The sequence below is a fragment of the Neobacillus sp. NPDC097160 genome (assembly GCF_044762155.1).
Lineage (GTDB): Bacteria > Bacillota > Bacilli > Bacillales > Cytobacillaceae > Neobacillus.
On sequence record NZ_JBIWDU010000020.1, the window covers coordinates 11,598 to 28,378 of the forward strand.

The window sequence follows — 16,781 nt, forward strand, 5'->3', positions numbered from 1 at the left end:
AATCAGCAAGCTTTAAAGAATTTCTACTATATCAAACAAAACAATATCCATAGGGGGGTACAATACTATGAAAAAGCGTAAAATTGGAATGGCGCTATCACTAGTTCTTGCTGCTGGGACACTTTTAGGTGCTTGTGGAAAAAGTGATGACACAAGTAAAAAAGAAACAACTAAAGGTGGAGAAAAAGAAAAAGCATTCTCTGTAGCGATGGTTACTGACGTCGGTGGTGTTGATGACAAATCGTTTAACCAATCTGCTTGGGAAGGTCTTCAAGCTTTTGGTAAAGAAAATGGATTGACAAAAGGTAAAGGTGGATTCGATTACCTACAATCAAAATCTGATGCAGATTACTCTACAAACTTAAATAAACTTTCACGCGAAAATTTTGACTTAGTATTTGGTATCGGGTTCTTAATGCAGGCTGCAGTGGAAGAAATTTCGAAACAACAAAAAGATTCACATTTTGCTATTATCGATGCAGAAGTAAAGCAGCCTAACGTTGCCAGCGTTCTTTTCAAAGAGCAAGAAGCAGCATTCCTCGCTGGTGTTGCAGCTGCCCTACAAACAAAATCTAACCACATCGGTTTTATCGGCGGTATGGAAATCCCTGTTATTGAACGCTTTGAGGCTGGCTTCTTAGCTGGTGTTAAGGCAGCAAAACCAGAAGTGAAAGTTGATGTTAAATACTCAGGTGCATTTGACAAAGCAGAGCTAGGTCAAACGATTGCTTCAACAATGTATTCTTCTGGTGCTGACGTAGTATTCCATGCTGCAGGTGGTACAGGTGTAGGTTTATTTAAAGAAGCTAATGACAGAAAATCTAAAGATCCAAGTAAAGAAATTTGGGCGATTGGTGTAGACAGTGACCAAAACAACATGGGTCCAGATATTGTTCTTACTTCAGCTCTAAAACGTGTTGACGTTGCCGTACAAGACCTTTCTAAAAAAGCAAAAGATGGTAATTTCCCTGGTGGAGAAGTTGCACTTTACGGTTTACATGAAGACGGAGTTGGTCTAGCTCCAATCAATGCCAAAGCAGACAAAAAAGCTGATATCGATGCAGCGGTCAAAGATTGGATTGAAAAAATTAAATCTGGTGCCGTAAAAGTTCCAGGAACTCGTGATGAGTTAAAAACATTTAGCGCAAAATAATGTATGTGAGGAATAAGCGAGTTACTAACCTGCCTGCTTATTCCTTCTTAATGAAATCCTAACTGAAGCGTAGAATTCCCATTCTGCTTTTCATTTAAGATTTTAGTGGGGAGGATATCCCCGTTTTTTTAAAACTCAAAAAGGTCTGACCTCTTACTACTGCTGGTCAATATTTCCTTTTATCTTATCACAGGGAGTGAGAAAAGATGGAATACGTTATTGAGATGCTCAACATTCGTAAAGAGTTTGGCGGTTTCGTTGCGAATGATAACATTACCCTTCAGTTAAAAAAAGGGGAGATTCATGCTTTACTCGGAGAAAATGGAGCAGGTAAGTCCACGCTAATGAATGTCCTTTTTGGATTATATCAACCTGAACAAGGTGAAATTCGTGTAAAAGGGCAGCCAGTAAATATTACAAACCCGAATATTGCAAATGATCAAGGGATTGGAATGGTGCACCAGCACTTTATGTTAGTTGATACTTTTACTGTTACAGAGAATATCATTTTAGGCCGAGAAATAACTACTGGTGGTCGAATTGATTTAAAAAAGGCGGAAAAAGAGGTTCGCGATATTTCTGAACGCTATGGCTTATCTGTCGACCCGCAGGCAAAAATCTCTGATATTTCAGTTGGTATGCAGCAAAGGGTGGAAATTTTAAAAACACTTTATCGCGGTGCAGAAATTCTTATCTTTGATGAACCGACTGCTGTATTAACACCTCAAGAAATTAAAGAACTGATTCAAATCATGAAAACGCTAATTAAAGAAGGTAAATCTATTATTCTGATCACACATAAGTTAAAAGAAATTATGGAGGTTGCTGACCGTTGTACGGTTATTCGTAAAGGTAAAGGCATCGGCACCGTAAATGTTAGTGAAACCAATCCGAATGAGCTGGCAAGTTTAATGGTTGGCCGTGAAGTTGTTTTCAAAACAGAGAAAAAAGAGGCAGCACCTAAACAGGATGTACTCGAAATCCATGATTTAGTTGTGAAAGATACTCGTGGTGTTACCGTGGTAAACGGGCTCAATCTTTCAGTAAAAGCGGGAGAAATTGTTGGAATAGCCGGTGTGGATGGAAATGGACAAACCGAATTTATCGAAGCCATTACGGGTTTGCGAAAATCGGTAAGCGGCAGTGTAAAAGTAAATGGAAAAGAATTGAGTCATCTTACACCAAGAAAAATCACCGAATCCGGTGTCGGTCATATTCCCCAAGACCGTCATAAACATGGTTTAGTTTTAAATTTCCCAATAGGTGAAAATATGGTTTTACAAAACTATTATAAAAAGCCATTTTCAAACGGTGGGATTCTAAACTTTAAAGAAATATATAAACAGGCTAAGAAATTAATTGGAGAGTTTGATGTTCGAACTCCAAGTGAATACACATTGGCCCGGGCTTTATCGGGTGGAAACCAGCAAAAAGCGATTATTGGACGTGAGGTTGACCGGAATCCAGATTTACTGATTGCTGCCCAGCCTACCCGTGGTCTGGACGTTGGAGCAATTGAATTTATTCATAAGCGCTTGATTGAACAACGCGATAATGGTAAAGCAGTCTTACTCGTTTCATTTGAGTTAGATGAAATTATGAATGTCAGCGACAGAATTGCTGTTATTTACGAGGGGAAAATCGTAGCTGTGGTGAATCCAAAAGAAACAACTGAACAAGAGCTTGGATTGCTGATGGCTGGATCGAATAGAAAGGAAGCGGGTGAAGGAACGCATGTCTAAACGCTTAAAGGGTTTATTAACGCCAGTTATTGCCGTTTTATTGGGTATATTGGTAGGAACAATTATAATGTTAGTGAGCGGGTATGATCCTGTTTCTGCTTTTTCAGCATTGTGGAATGGGGTATTTGGAGATATCTATTCATTCGGGGAAGCAGTTAGACAGATTACACCCTATATTTTAGCCGGTTTAGCCGTAGCTTTTGCTTTTCGTGTAGGCTTATTTAATATCGGTGTTGAAGGACAATTTATCGTTGGCTGGCTTGCTGCTGTATGGGTTGGGGTTGCTTTTGATCTTCCTCGTGCCATTCACTTACCGTTAGCAGTAATAGCAGCTATGGTTGCCGGGGCACTTTGGGCATTTATCCCTGGTTTTTTAAAAGCACGTTTTCGCGTCCACGAAGTTATTGTGACGATCATGATGAACTATGTAGCTCTTCACGTTACTAACTATATTATAAGAAACGTTTTAGCATCAAAAAGTGGTGATAAAACTGATATGATTCATGGATCAGCATCGTTACGTTCTGAATGGTTACAAAGTTTAACAGATTACTCAAGGCTCCACTGGGGTATAGTAATTGCCATTATCTGTTGTTTTATTATGTGGTTCCTGCTTGAAAGAACTACAAGAGGATTTGAATTACGGTCAGTAGGTTTTAACCAACATGCTGCACACTACGCAGGTATGAGTGTTAATAAAAACATTATTCTTTCCATGGTTATTTCCGGGGCATTTGCAGGTCTTGCAGGATCTATGGAAGGATTAGGTACATTTGGGTATGCCGCTGTTAAAGGTGGATTTACTGGAGTTGGATTTGATGGGATTGCCGTTGCCTTATTGGGAGGCAATACAGCGCTAGGTGTATTTTTCTCAGCGATTCTTTTTGGTGTTTTAAAAGTCGGCGCTTTAAACATGCCGCTTGAATCTGGGGTTCCTAACGAACTTGTTGATATCATTATTGCGTTAATTGTTTTCTTCGTAGCCGCAAGCTATATGATTAGAGTTTTCCTTGATCGACTAAGCAAGAAGGAGGTGAAGTAAGTTGAGCTTAATGGATATCTTAATGATCGTCGTTCCTTCCACATTGTTATGGGCTGCTCCACTTGTCTTCACTGCATTAGGCGGTATTTTCTCGGAGCGATCCGGTGTAGTTAATATTGGACTTGAGGGTTTAATGGTTATTGGAGCATTTACAGCCATTGTGTTTAACCTTACTTTTGTTAGTACCTTTGGAAGCTTAACACCCTGGATTTCCATTTTAGTTGCAATGGTTGCAGGCGCTATTTTTTCCCTTTTACACGCAGTTGCAGCAATTACACTCCGTGCTGACCATACGGTTTCGGGTGTGGCGATTAACCTGCTTGCAACAGGATTAACCTTGTTCCTGGTTAAGTTAATCTATGGTAAAGGTGAAACAGGTATTGTAAGTAAAAGTTTTAATAAAATAGATGTACCTATCTTAAAAGACATTCCTGTTATTGGAAAAATATTTTTCCAAAATACGTATTGGACATCATTTTTAGCAATTATTGTTGCGATTATCGTATGGTACGTCGTTTTCAAAACACCATTTGGTCTTCGTCTTCGCTCTGTCGGTGAACATCCAATGGCAGCTGATACAATGGGGATTAACGTTACAAAAATGCGCTATCTAGGGGTAATCCTTTCCGGAGCACTTGGTGGTATTGGCGGAGGAGTATATGCACAATCGATTACTACTAACTTCAGCCACTCCACCATTAGCGGTCAAGGTTTCATGGCCTTAGCGGCAATGATTTTTGGTAAATGGCACCCGCTCGGTGCTTTAGGAGCAGCCATATTCTTTGGTTTCGCTCAAAGTATTAGTATCATTGGTTCAAGCTTACCTTTCCTAAAGGGAATACCAAATGTTTACTTGTTAATTGCACCATATGTGTTAACCATCTTGGCATTAACTGGTTTCATTGGACGTGCCGATGCACCAAAAGCAAGTGGTACACACTATATTAAAGGTAATAGGTAAAAAAATAGAGAACTCTCAGCTAAAGCTGAGGGTTTTTTGTTATTCTTGAAGGTATTTACTTGTATTGAACAAGCATGTCAAATTATAGTAAGAAGTATAGGGTTTTATCCATAAGGAGAAGATATAATGAAAAATGTTTACATATGATTAATTAAAACCTTTAACTATAAGGAGGAATGCAAATGGACGCTGCTGGCGAAAAATTAACGGAGATGCGTGGGTTTAACCTACATGTCATCGAAACTGAAAAATATAAAACGAATACATTAGTTTGGAGAATGAAAGCCCCTTTGTCAAAAGAGGATGTAACAAAAAGGGCCCTTCTTCCACATGTATTACAAAGCAGCTCAGGTAATTATTCTACAACAACGGCATTACGTTCTTATTTAGATGAACTGTATGGTGCGACTCTTTTTGTGGATCTGGCCAAAAAAGGTGAATACCATATTATGAGTTTCTCTTTAGAAATTGCAAATGAAAAATTTTTAAGCGATTCCAATCCGTTATTGAAAAAAGGCTTTGAATTACTGGCAGAAATTTTGACGAATCCTAATATTTCAGAAAATGCCTTTGATCGGGAAACGGTAGATAAAGAAAAACGGACATTAAAGTCACGGATCCAATCGGTTTTTGATGATAAAATGCGTTATTCCAATGTTCGTCTTTTAGAAGAAATGTGTAAAGAAGAGCCCTATGCCCTTCAAGTAAATGGTGAAGCGACAGATGTCGAAACAATCACGCCAGAAAATTTATACGAATATTTCAAAACCGCCTTTTTAGAGGATGAGATGGATCTTTATGTTATCGGTGATGTGAAAGAGGATGAGGTTAAAAAAATTGCAGAAGAGCTGCTTCAGTTTGAAAATCGGACACCGAAAAAAATTATTGCTGAGAATATCAACAAAAGATCCGAGGTAAATGTGGTAAAAGAAGAGCAGGATGTAAAGCAAGGGAAATTAAATATCGGATATCGTACCAATATCGTTTACGGCGATACCGATTATTTCGCGCTTCAGGTTTTTAATGGGATTTTCGGCGGTTTTTCGCATTCCAAGCTATTTATCAACGTGCGGGAGAAAGCAAGCCTTGCCTATTATGCAGCAAGCCGCTTAGAAAGTCATAAAGGCTTAATGATGGTCATGTCGGGGATTGATTTAAAGAACTATGATCAGGCTGTTGGGATAATTCATGAGCAAATGGAAGCGATGAAAAAGGGTGATTTCACAGACCAGGAATTAGAACAAACCAAGGCTGTTATTCAGAATCAAATCATGGAAACCATTGACACTGCTCGAGGCATAACTGAGATTCTTTATCATAATGTGGTTGCACATACCGATATCAAACTTGAAAGTTGGATTTCAGAAATGCAAAAGGTTACAAAAGATGAAATTATTGCTGTCACAAATAAAATAGACCTTGATACCATTTATTTCTTAACAGGAACGGAGGCGGGCAAATAATGGAGAAAATTACGTTTGACCAGCTTCAGGAAGCGCTTTTTCATGAAAAAATGGCCAATGGGTTAAATGTCTATATTTTGCCGAAAAAAGGGTTTAATAAAACGTTTGCCACTTTTACAACCAAGTACGGTTCGGTTGACAATACATTTGTTCCATTGGGGAAAGACGAGTATGTCAAGGTTCCTGACGGGATTGCCCACTTTTTAGAGCATAAGCTGTTTGAAAAAGAAGATGGCGATGTGTTTCAGCAATTTAGCCGTCAAGGCGCATCCGCCAATGCCTTTACATCCTTTACACGAACCGCTTATTTATTTTCAAGTACATCTGACGTGGAAAAAAACCTTGAAACACTGATTGATTTTGTACAAGAGCCTTATTTTTCCGAAAAGACAGTGGAAAAAGAAAAAGGGATTATCGGCCAGGAAATTACGATGTATGATGACAATCCAGATTGGCGTTTATATTTTGGATTAATCCAAAACCTATATCAAAATCATCCGGTTAAAATTGATATTGCCGGCACGATTGAGTCCATTTCACATATTACAAAAGATTGGCTCTATGAATGTTACAATACCTTCTATCACCCGAGTAACATGCTGTTGTTTATTGTTGGCCCGGTAGATCCTGAAAAGGTTATGACCCAAGTTAGAGACAATCAGGCAAAGAAAGACTATAAGGATATGCCTGAAATTAAGCGTAAATTTGAGGCGGAGCCTCCTCAAGCTGCCGATAAGAAGCAGGTGCTTGAGATGAACGTGCAAACCTCTAAGTCACTAGTTGGTATCAAAGCACTTCACGTCGACCAAAGCGGTGATGTGTTACTGAAAAATGAATTAACGATGAACGTATTGCTTGATTTGTTATTTGGAAAAAGCTCTGAAAATTATAATCAGCTTTACAGTGAAGGTTTGATTGATGAAACCTTCTCATACGACTACACACAGGAACAAGGTTTTGGCTTCGCTATGGTCGGAGGAGACACGAGCGAACCTGATAAACTAGCGGATAAGCTAGAAAAAATGCTTCTTGAAGCGAAGAAGGGGAGCATATTTAGTGAACAGCAATTAGAAAGAGCAAAAAAGAAGAAAATTGGCGCTTTTTTACGTGCAGTAAATTCACCGGAATATATTGCCAATCAATTTACTCGCTATGCATTTAATGAAATGAACTTATTTGATGTTGTGCCAACCTTAGAAAAAATAACCTTAAATGATGTTCAATCATTAGCGGAAGAAGTTATCTCTGAGGAGCGCTTCTCCGTATGCCAGGTAGTACCAAAGAAAAAATAAGCATAGAGGCGTCGTTCACACGGCGCTTCTACTACGTTTAAAAGGAAGTATAAAGAAAGAGTGATTAAATGAAAAAATATGCACTCATAACGGGAGCTAGCGGAGGAATTGGCCAAGCGGTTGCGTGTAATTTGGCTGCAAAAGGATATTCCTTATATTTACATTACAACAAAAATAAACAATCCATTATGGGGTTAATGGACAAGCTGCTGCTATTCGGTGGGGAATATATCCCGATACAGGCTGATTTAAGGACGTCAACCGGATACAAATCGATATCCTCACAAATCTTTTCATTAGATGCGATCATCCATTGCGGAGGAAACAGTCAATATGGGCTCCTGATGGATTTGCAACAGGAAGAAGCCGAGGCAGTAATGAATATTCATGTATTAAATCCGTTAATGTTGACAAAAGAACTGCTGCCGAAATTTTTACGTAAAGGGTCAGGCAATATTATTGTCATTACTTCTATCTGGGGACAAACAGGTGCTGCCTGCGAAGTGGCCTATTCCGCAGCTAAAGGTGCACAAATTGCTTTTGTAAAGGCCTTAAGTAAGGAAGTAGCTTTGAATGGTATTCGTGTCAACGCAATCGCCCCTGGTGCAGTAGCAACACCCATGATGGAAGGTTTTACGCCGGAAGAGGTAGAACAGATTTCTTTTGAGATTCCGATGGGAAGGCTTGGACTACCTGAAGAAATAGCAGGAAGCGTTGCATTCCTGCTATCGGATGAAGCGTCCTATATTACAGGCCAAGTACTTGCGATAAATGGCGGATGGTACACCTAAAGGGAAAACTTCACAAATTTTTCATGTATATTTTACCTCTTACCATAGCAAAATAACCTTGTACTATTCTATAGGAGGTAATATTATGTCTGTTTTAGATAACTGGAAACAATGGGAGGACTTTTTAGCAGATCGTCTTCACCATGCACAAGGTGAGGGTATGAGTGAGGGAGCGATAGGTAACCTTGCTTTTCAAATTGGTGATTATTTAGCAAACCAAGTAGAGCCGAAAAATGAGCAGGAAAGAATTCTTTCTGACCTATGGTCAGTTGCTGACAAACAAGAGCAGCAAGCTATTGCGAATATAATGGTAAAACTGATTTCGAATAACGGAAGCCGATAGAAGAGAAGGGACCTTTTTGGTCTCCTCTCTTTTTATATTTTATACCCTAATTGAACCGGTCAAGAAAAAATATAGATAAATAGGTCATTCTCTTTGTTTTTTCTTTCATCTTCAATCAAAATCATTTATTATAGGGGTTAGATGAAAAGATGTGAAAAAAATGTCGAAACTTCTTTTGGGGGTTTTTTATCATGAAAAAAGAATGGTACTTAGAATATGAGATTCAGAAAAACCGACCTGGTCTATTGGGTGACATCTCATCCTTATTAGGAATGCTTGCTATTAATATTGTAACCATTAATGGTGTTGATGAAGGCAGGCGGGGTTTGCTTATTTTAGCAAAAGATGATGACCAAATCAAACGACTTGAGTCAATTTTACATACAATGGACACAATAAAATTAATCAAACTTAGAGAGCCTAAACTGCGTGACAGACTTGCGGTTAGGCACGGACGCTATATCCAAAGGGACGCAGATGATAAAAAAACATTCCGTTTCGTAAGGGATGAGCTTGGATTATTAGTTGATTTTATGGCAGAATTGTTTAAGCAGGAGGGACATAAGCTGATCGGAATCCGCGGGATGCCGCGAGTCGGCAAAACAGAGTCACTTGTAGCGGCAAGTGTTTGTGCAAATAAGCGCTGGTTATTCGTCTCATCTACTCTTTTAAAACAAACGATTCGCAATCAACTGATTGAGGATGAGTACAACGAAAATAATCTGTTCATTCTTGATGGGATTGTTTCAACTAAACGCGCAAACGAGCGTCATTGGCAGCTTGTTCGGGAAATCATGCGCCTGCCTTCTGTTAAGGTAATAGAGCATCCTGATATCTTCGTCCAAAACTCTGAATACACTCTTGATGATTTTGATTACATTATTGAACTTAGAAATGAAGCGGATGAAGAGATTACATATGATGTTGTTGACCAACATAATATGTTTTCCGGATCTGATTTTGGAGATTTTGATTTTTAATAAATTGGAAGGTGTTACAGTTGACTGAATTAGGGAATCGACTAAAAGAAGCCCGATTAGCCAAAGGATTAAGCTTAGATGATTTACAAACAGTGACAAAAATTCAAAAGCGATATTTAATCGGAATTGAGGAAGGTAATTATTCCAGCATGCCGGGGAATTTTTATGTACGTGCCTTTATTAAGCAATATGCAGAGGCACTAAATCTTAATCCAGATGAAATTTTTGAAACTTATAAAAGTGAAATTCCAGCGTCTTATAATGATGATTTGCCACAGCAATTATCAAGGGTCAAAACGCACAAAGCCGTCACAGAAGGTAATTCAAAAATCTTTGATATTCTCCCGAAAATTTTAATCGGTGTGTTCGTGATTGGCGTGGCTAGTCTTTTATATTATTTTTTACAAAACCATGCCGGCGGCGGAACAAATGAATCGATTAAGAATGATAGTGATCAGGTTAAATATGAAAAATCTGAAAGCTTAGAAAAGGTAAAAGGGGAAGAAATAGAAAAAGATAAAAAGAAAGACATCAAAAAAGACGATAATGCTACTAAGCCAAAAGAGCAAAAGACAACTGTTGTTGAAACACCGAAGCAGGAACTTACAGTAGTCCAAAGCGGTGGCACTAATTCCACTTATGATCTGAAAAATGCAGATAAATTTGTCGTGAAATTGGTTTCTAAAGGACAAACCTGGGTAAGTATTAAAAATGGAAAAGGGAAAACTTTTTTTGCTGATACACTTAGAACTGATGGTACCCAGAGCCATATAGAAGATTTATCTACTGAAAGTATGGCAGTCTTAAGGGTTGGTAATGCGGCGGATACTGATATTTATGTGAATGATCAAAAGCTTGAGTATGCAATACCAGCGACAGCGAATGTTCAGAACATCACGATTCAATATGTTCTGAAAAATGAATAGTCATCTGTTGATGACTATTTTTCACTTTCAATATTTACCTGGAGGAAAATTATGAATATTCCAAATCGAATCACCGTATCAAGGATATTATTAATTCCCATATTCTTGATTGTTATGTTAGCACCATTTGATTGGGGCAGCATGTATCTTTTAGGTGCTGACATGCCGGTTACCCATTTTGTCGGGGCACTCATCTTTATATTAGCATCAACAACGGACTGGATTGACGGCCATTATGCCCGTAAGTATAACCTTGTGACCAATATGGGGAAATTTCTAGATCCGCTTGCAGACAAATTACTTGTTTCAGCAGCACTTATTGTACTTGTTGAACTTAATGATGTTTATGCGCCTTCTTGGATAGTCATCATCATTATCAGCAGAGAATTTGCGGTAACTGGTCTTCGCCTCTTACTAGCTGGCGAAGGTGAGGTTGTTGCCGCAAATATGCTCGGGAAAATTAAAACTTGGGCACAAATTGTCGCGATATCGTCCTTATTGTTACATAATTTTATTTTTGCTTTGATCCCGTTTCGCTTTGATATTGCAGCATTATGGGTGGCGATGATTTTTACAATTTGGTCAGGCTGGGATTACTTTGCTAAAAATAGCCATGTGTTAAAAAACTCAAAATAAATTTACATGTGGTTTGAATGAGGAGCGACTTGATGATGAATGCAGAGATTATTGCAGTTGGTTCAGAATTATTACTGGGTCAAATTGTTAACACAAATGCACGTTTTTTATCACAGCAATTAGCCGGGCTTGGCATTAATGTTTATTTTCATACGGTCGTTGGCGATAATCCTGATCGGTTAATATCAGCGATTGAAATTGCCGAAAAACGTGCGAAGATGATTATTTTTACTGGCGGGTTAGGGCCGACAAAGGATGATTTGACGAAGGAAACGATTGCTCGCCACATTGGTAAAGAACTTGTTATGGATCAAACAGCATTAGAATCAATTGAGCTTTATTTTAAGCGGACAAACCGTGTGATGACGGAAAATAACCGCAAGCAGGCGCTTGTATTAAAAGGGTCTCATATTCTCCCTAATGATCATGGTATGGCCCCTGGAATGGTTGTAGAGAGCGGCAGCCACAATTATATGCTTTTACCTGGCCCTCCCAAGGAAATGGAACCAATGTTTCTCCAATATGGGTGTCAGGCACTAGCTTCAAAAAATAACTCGAACGAGAAAATAGTCTCAAGGGTGTTACGGTTTTTTGGAATTGGAGAGGCCGCTTTGGAAACAGAAATTATTGATTTAATTGATGCACAAAGCAATCCTACCATTGCCCCGCTTGCAGGTGATGGCGAAGTTACCTTAAGACTGACAGCAAAACATGTTGATGAGCATATTGCACTTTCTATGCTTGATGAAATGGAAATGAAGATTAATCAGCGTGTTGGTCAATTCTTGTATGGATATGACAATTCATCACTATTAGGAGAGCTGGCCAAAACTTTAAAGGAAAGAAAACTTACGATCACAGCTGCTGAGAGTTTAACTGGCGGGCTGTTCCAACAGGAGCTTACTTCGATTGCTGGTGTGAGTTCTGTGTTTAAAGGCGGGGTTGTATGTTATTCAAATGAAGTAAAACAGCAGGTATTACAGGTGAAGCCTGAGACACTTGAAAAACATGGTGCCGTCAGTGAACAATGTGCAAAAGAGCTGGCTGAAAATGCCGCCAGGCTTGTGAATAGTGATATAGGGATTAGTTTCACCGGTGTGGCCGGACCTGATGAGCTAGAAGGCAAGCCAGTTGGAACTGTTTATATAGGTATTGCGATCAAGGGAAGAGCAACTGTAGTCGAAAAAATGATTCTCGCTGGAACGAGGGAAGCAAACCGGAACCGAGCGGTAAAATTCGGCTGCTATTTAATACTGAGAAATTTTAAAGAGTCACAGAATACTAAATAGTGTTCTGTGTTTTTTTGGTTTAAATTGAATTTTCAGATTAATACAGATAAATTGTTTTACGAAGGTAATTCGGAAGAAAAAATACAAAAAGAGGGTTAATCCGCCAGTTATTCGAGCATAAATTGTTAAAAAAAGAACAGAATAAATGTTCGTTTTTTTCTCGACAAATAACTGAAAAGAGGTTATATTATTAATAGGTTTTATTTAATAGATTGTGGCATTTAGCATGTGTTTATATATAAGGGAGGAAAAAAACGTGAGTGATCGTAAAGCGGCATTAGAAATGGCGTTAAAGCAAATAGAAAAACAATTCGGCAAAGGCTCCGTCATGAAAATGGGAGAGAAACTAGAAACGAGGATTTCTACCGTACCAAGCGGCTCATTAGCACTAGATGCAGCACTTGGAGTAGGTGGCTATCCTAGAGGCCGTATTATCGAGATTTATGGTCCGGAGAGCTCTGGTAAAACAACCGTAGCTTTACATGCAATTGCAGAAGTACAAGCAAAAGGTGGCCAAGCAGCGTTTATTGATGCGGAGCATGCCCTGGATCCGACTTATGCAAAAAAATTAGGTGTTAATATTGATGAGTTATTGTTATCACAGCCTGACACAGGTGAACAAGCACTTGAAATCGCAGAAGCTTTAGTGCGAAGTGGTGCTGTTGATATTATTGTAGTCGACTCAGTAGCAGCATTAGTTCCAAAAGCGGAGATTGAAGGAGAAATGGGAGATTCTCACGTTGGATTACAAGCGCGCTTGATGTCTCAAGCACTTCGTAAACTATCAGGATCCATTAACAAATCGAAGACAATTGCTGTCTTTATTAACCAAATTCGCGAAAAAATTGGGATTATGTTTGGAAACCCCGAGACAACACCTGGGGGGCGCGCGCTCAAGTTTTATTCGACCATTCGTCTAGAAGTACGCCGTGCTGAATCACTAAAGCAAGGCACAGATATAGTAGGGAACAAAACCAAAATTAAAGTTGTAAAGAACAAAGTTGCACCGCCATTCCGTACAGCTGAAGTGGATATTATGTATGGTGAAGGTATTTCTAAAGAGGGCGAGATCATCGATTTAGGCTCTGAATTAGATATCGTTCAAAAGAGCGGCTCATGGTATTCCTATAATGATGAAAGAGTAGGTCAAGGCCGTGAAAACGCAAAACTATTCTTGAAGGAAAACCCTGATGTTTGCCTCGATATTCAACAAAAAATCCGTGATCACTATGGTTTAGATGGTGATAAAGTGGTAACAGAAACAGAAACAGAGGAAGATGATCAGTTTAAATTGCTAGATTAGTCCAGCTGAGCAAAGCCCCGAAAAGGGTTTTGCTTTTTTAAATAAAATATGAATAAAAATTCAATATAATTAATAAATATTCATTGTTGATTTTATTGTGTTTGTGGATAAAGAGATCAATTTCTAAATATTTCAAAACGCTTATTAGACTAAGCCTTGACAATGAATATTCCCCCATTTACAATTAACATGTATATTTTACATTTTTGGAAATATTACAATGCGAAAAGCCTTGGTGCTTGCTGTATGTTGAGTCTAAACAATGTACATGCCGACACTTGAAAAATGCAACAAAAGTTCATAGCAAGAGGAGGTGTAACGATGGACCCTATTACAATCATCTCCATTTTGCTTGGCCTTATCGTCGGTGCCGTTGTTGGCTATTTTGTTCATAAATCCATTGCTGAAGCAAAAGTAGCAGGTGCAAAAAATGCTGCTGAACAGATTCTTGAAGATGCGAAACGTGATGCTGATTCATTGAAAAAAGAAGCTTTGCTAGAAGCAAAGGATGAAATTCACAAGCTTCGAACAGAAGCAGAACGTGAGGTTCGTGAACGAAGAAATGAAATGCAAAAACAAGAAAACCGTTTACTGCAAAGAGAAGAGAATTTAGATCGAAAAGAGGAAACGTTAAACAAGCGTGAAAATCTTTTAGAAAAGAAGGATGATTCTCTAAACCAAAGACAACAGCATATTGAAGAGATGGAAAGCAAAGTGGACGAGTTGGTACGAAAACAACAAACTGAACTCGAACGAATTTCGAGCTTAACGCGCGAGGAAGCAAAAGCGATCATAATTGACAGAATGGAGCAGGAACTTACCCACGACACTGCGATTATGATTAAGGAAAGTGAAAATCGTGCAAAAGAGGAAGCCGATAAGAAGGCAAAGGAAATACTTTCGCTAGCAATCCAGCGTTGCGCTGCTGACCATGTTGCGGAAACGACTGTCTCTGTCGTCAACCTTCCAAATGACGAAATGAAGGGCCGGATCATTGGCCGTGAAGGACGAAATATTCGTACACTTGAAACATTAACAGGAATTGATTTGATTATTGATGATACTCCTGAAGCTGTAATTCTATCAGGATTTGACCCAATTCGCCGGGAAACTGCACGTTTAGCGCTTGAGAAGTTAGTCCAAGACGGACGGATCCATCCTGCACGAATTGAGGAAATGGTAGAAAAATCTCGCCGTGAAGTGGATGAGTATATTCGTGAAGTTGGTGAGCAAACCACTTTTGAAGTGGGTGTTCATGGACTCCATCCAGATCTTATTAAAATTCTTGGCCGCTTAAGGTTCCGTACGAGCTACGGGCAAAACGTCTTAAAGCATTCAATGGAAGTGGCACAGCTTTCAGGCTTGCTTGCCGCTGAACTTGGTCAAGATGAAACGTTGGCTCGTCGTGCAGGCTTACTTCACGATATTGGGAAAGCAATCGACCATGAAGTAGAAGGAAGTCATGTAGAAATCGGGGTTGAACTTGCGACGAAATACAAGGAACACCCAGTGGTAATCAACAGTATTGCCTCACACCATGGGGATACAGAGCCAACTTCTATTATTGCAGTACTTGTTGCCGCGGCTGATGCCTTATCAGCTGCACGACCAGGTGCACGCAGTGAGACGCTTGAAAACTATATACGTCGTCTTGAAAAACTAGAGGAAATTTCTGAGTCCTATGAAGGTGTTGAAAAGTCCTTTGCTATTCAAGCGGGTCGTGAAGTGCGTATTATTGTAAGACCAGATGCAGTTGATGATCTTGCTGCACATCGATTAGCGCGCGATATTCGTAAGAGAATTGAAGAAGAACTCGATTATCCAGGACATATTAAAGTGACAGTTATCCGTGAAACACGGGCTGTAGAATATGCAAAATAAAGCGGTGCACTTGCACCGCTTTATTTATTGTTCATGCTTATCCAATTAGGCGAAGTCCAAATGTGATACTATTTAGACAATAACAATTTTAATTAATGAAAGGGAAAAAAATGAATCTACTTTTTATCGGCGATGTCGTCGGATCACCAGGCAGGGAAATGGTAAAGGAATACCTGCCAAAATTAAAAGAAAAATTTCGGCCCCACTTTACGATTATTAATGGGGAAAATGCAGCCGGGGGCAAGGGGATCACAGAAAAAATCTATCGGGAATTTTTGGGCTATGGTGCACAGGCTATAACACTAGGAAACCATGCATGGGATAATCGAGAGGTCTTTGAATTTATCGGATCAGCAAAAAATATGGTACGGCCGGCAAATTTTCCAGAAGGGACTCCTGGAAAAGGTTTAGCGTTTTTTAAAGTGAACGAGTTAGAAGTCGCTGTTATTAATCTACAGGGCCGCACATTTATGGCTCCATTAGATTGTCCTTTTAGAAAAGCTGAGGAATTAGTTGATATCGCCCGGGAAAGAACGCCATTTATTTTTGTGGATTTCCATGCAGAAGTCACCAGTGAAAAACAAGCAATGGGATGGTTTTTAGACGGCAAGGTATCTGCAGTCGTTGGAACTCATACACATGTACAAACAGCCGACAGCCGGGTTTTACCGGGTGGAACTGGTTATTTATCAGACGTTGGTATGACAGGGCCGTATGACGGCATCCTGGGAATGGAGAGAGAGGCTGTTCTTAAGAAATTCCTAACAAGCCTGCCAGTCCGCTTTGAAGTGCCCAAATCAGGCCGTAACCAGCTAAGTGCAGTTTATATTGAACTAGATCGAAAAAGCGGCCAGTGCAAAAAAATGGACCGTATATTAATAAATGATGACAATCCATTTTATAGTTAACGAAAAAACTTCTTTCGGGGAGTTTTTTTGTTAAGCAAGTATTTCATACTTCGAGAATTGTCCAGCTCCAG

At 39.3% G+C, this 16,781-nt stretch carries 15 protein-coding genes; all 15 read left to right on the forward strand.

All coding sequences use genetic code 11. From position 1 onward, the window contains the following. The first annotated feature begins 67 nt into the window (after positions 1 to 67). Positions 68 to 1,153, forward strand: coding sequence for a BMP family lipoprotein (locus tag ACIQXV_RS24000; RefSeq protein WP_402963004.1), 1,086 nt, complete (start codon positions 68 to 70; stop codon positions 1,151 to 1,153). A gap of 206 nt (positions 1,154 to 1,359) precedes the next feature. Further along, the gene (locus ACIQXV_RS24005; RefSeq protein ID WP_402963006.1) at positions 1,360 to 2,895 is read left to right on the forward strand and encodes an ABC transporter ATP-binding protein; all 1,536 of its coding nucleotides are present in this window, start codon (positions 1,360 to 1,362) and stop codon (positions 2,893 to 2,895) included. Next, positions 2,888 to 3,937, forward strand: a complete 1,050-nt coding sequence (locus ACIQXV_RS24010) for an ABC transporter permease (RefSeq protein WP_402963009.1) — start codon at positions 2,888 to 2,890, stop codon at positions 3,935 to 3,937. Before ACIQXV_RS24005 ends, ACIQXV_RS24010 begins: the two co-directional genes overlap by 8 nt. A gap of 1 nt (position 3,938) precedes the next feature. Beyond that, positions 3,939 to 4,898: an ABC transporter permease gene (locus tag ACIQXV_RS24015; protein ID WP_402963012.1), complete on the forward strand. Its 960-nt coding sequence runs from the start codon at positions 3,939 to 3,941 to the stop codon at positions 4,896 to 4,898. A 182-nt stretch (positions 4,899 to 5,080) separates the two neighbouring features. After that, positions 5,081 to 6,361: an EF-P 5-aminopentanol modification-associated protein YfmF gene (gene yfmF / locus ACIQXV_RS24020; protein WP_402963014.1), complete on the forward strand. Its 1,281-nt coding sequence runs from the start codon at positions 5,081 to 5,083 to the stop codon at positions 6,359 to 6,361. After that, a complete protein-coding gene (gene yfmH, locus ACIQXV_RS24025; protein WP_402963017.1) occupies positions 6,361 to 7,653 on the forward strand; it encodes an EF-P 5-aminopentanol modification-associated protein YfmH in 1,293 nt (430 codons plus the stop codon). Before yfmF ends, yfmH begins: the two co-directional genes overlap by 1 nt. A 68-nt stretch (positions 7,654 to 7,721) precedes the next feature. Continuing rightward, positions 7,722 to 8,444, forward strand: coding sequence for an elongation factor P 5-aminopentanone reductase (gene ymfI, locus ACIQXV_RS24030; protein WP_402963020.1), 723 nt, complete (start codon positions 7,722 to 7,724; stop codon positions 8,442 to 8,444). 85 nt (positions 8,445 to 8,529) lie between these two features. Beyond that, entirely contained in the window at positions 8,530 to 8,787 is a 258-nt protein-coding gene (locus ACIQXV_RS24035; RefSeq protein ID WP_402963022.1) for a DUF3243 domain-containing protein, read from the forward strand. A gap of 188 nt (positions 8,788 to 8,975) precedes the next feature. Beyond that, positions 8,976 to 9,767: a YmfK family protein gene (locus ACIQXV_RS24040; protein ID WP_402963290.1), complete on the forward strand. Its 792-nt coding sequence runs from the start codon at positions 8,976 to 8,978 to the stop codon at positions 9,765 to 9,767. 20 nt (positions 9,768 to 9,787) lie between these two features. Beyond that, complete coding sequence (locus ACIQXV_RS24045; RefSeq protein WP_402963025.1) at positions 9,788 to 10,693, forward strand: helix-turn-helix domain-containing protein; 906 nt, start codon at positions 9,788 to 9,790, stop codon at positions 10,691 to 10,693. Between the two features lie 51 nt (positions 10,694 to 10,744). Beyond that, positions 10,745 to 11,329, forward strand: a complete 585-nt coding sequence (gene pgsA, locus ACIQXV_RS24050) for a CDP-diacylglycerol--glycerol-3-phosphate 3-phosphatidyltransferase (protein WP_402963028.1) — start codon at positions 10,745 to 10,747, stop codon at positions 11,327 to 11,329. Positions 11,330 to 11,364: 35 nt separating this feature from the next. Beyond that, positions 11,365 to 12,618: a competence/damage-inducible protein A gene (locus ACIQXV_RS24055; protein ID WP_402963293.1), complete on the forward strand. Its 1,254-nt coding sequence runs from the start codon at positions 11,365 to 11,367 to the stop codon at positions 12,616 to 12,618. Positions 12,619 to 12,874: 256 nt separating this feature from the next. Next, positions 12,875 to 13,921, forward strand: a complete 1,047-nt coding sequence (gene recA / locus ACIQXV_RS24060; RefSeq protein WP_402963030.1) for a recombinase RecA — start codon at positions 12,875 to 12,877, stop codon at positions 13,919 to 13,921. 321 nt (positions 13,922 to 14,242) lie between these two features. Further along, positions 14,243 to 15,802, forward strand: coding sequence for a ribonuclease Y (rny, locus tag ACIQXV_RS24065; RefSeq protein ID WP_402963033.1), 1,560 nt, complete (start codon positions 14,243 to 14,245; stop codon positions 15,800 to 15,802). A 110-nt stretch (positions 15,803 to 15,912) separates the two neighbouring features. Further along, on the forward strand, positions 15,913 to 16,710 hold the full coding sequence (locus ACIQXV_RS24070; protein ID WP_402963036.1) for a TIGR00282 family metallophosphoesterase: 798 nt from the start codon (positions 15,913 to 15,915) through the stop codon (positions 16,708 to 16,710). The last annotated feature ends 71 nt before the right edge of the window (positions 16,711 to 16,781 follow it).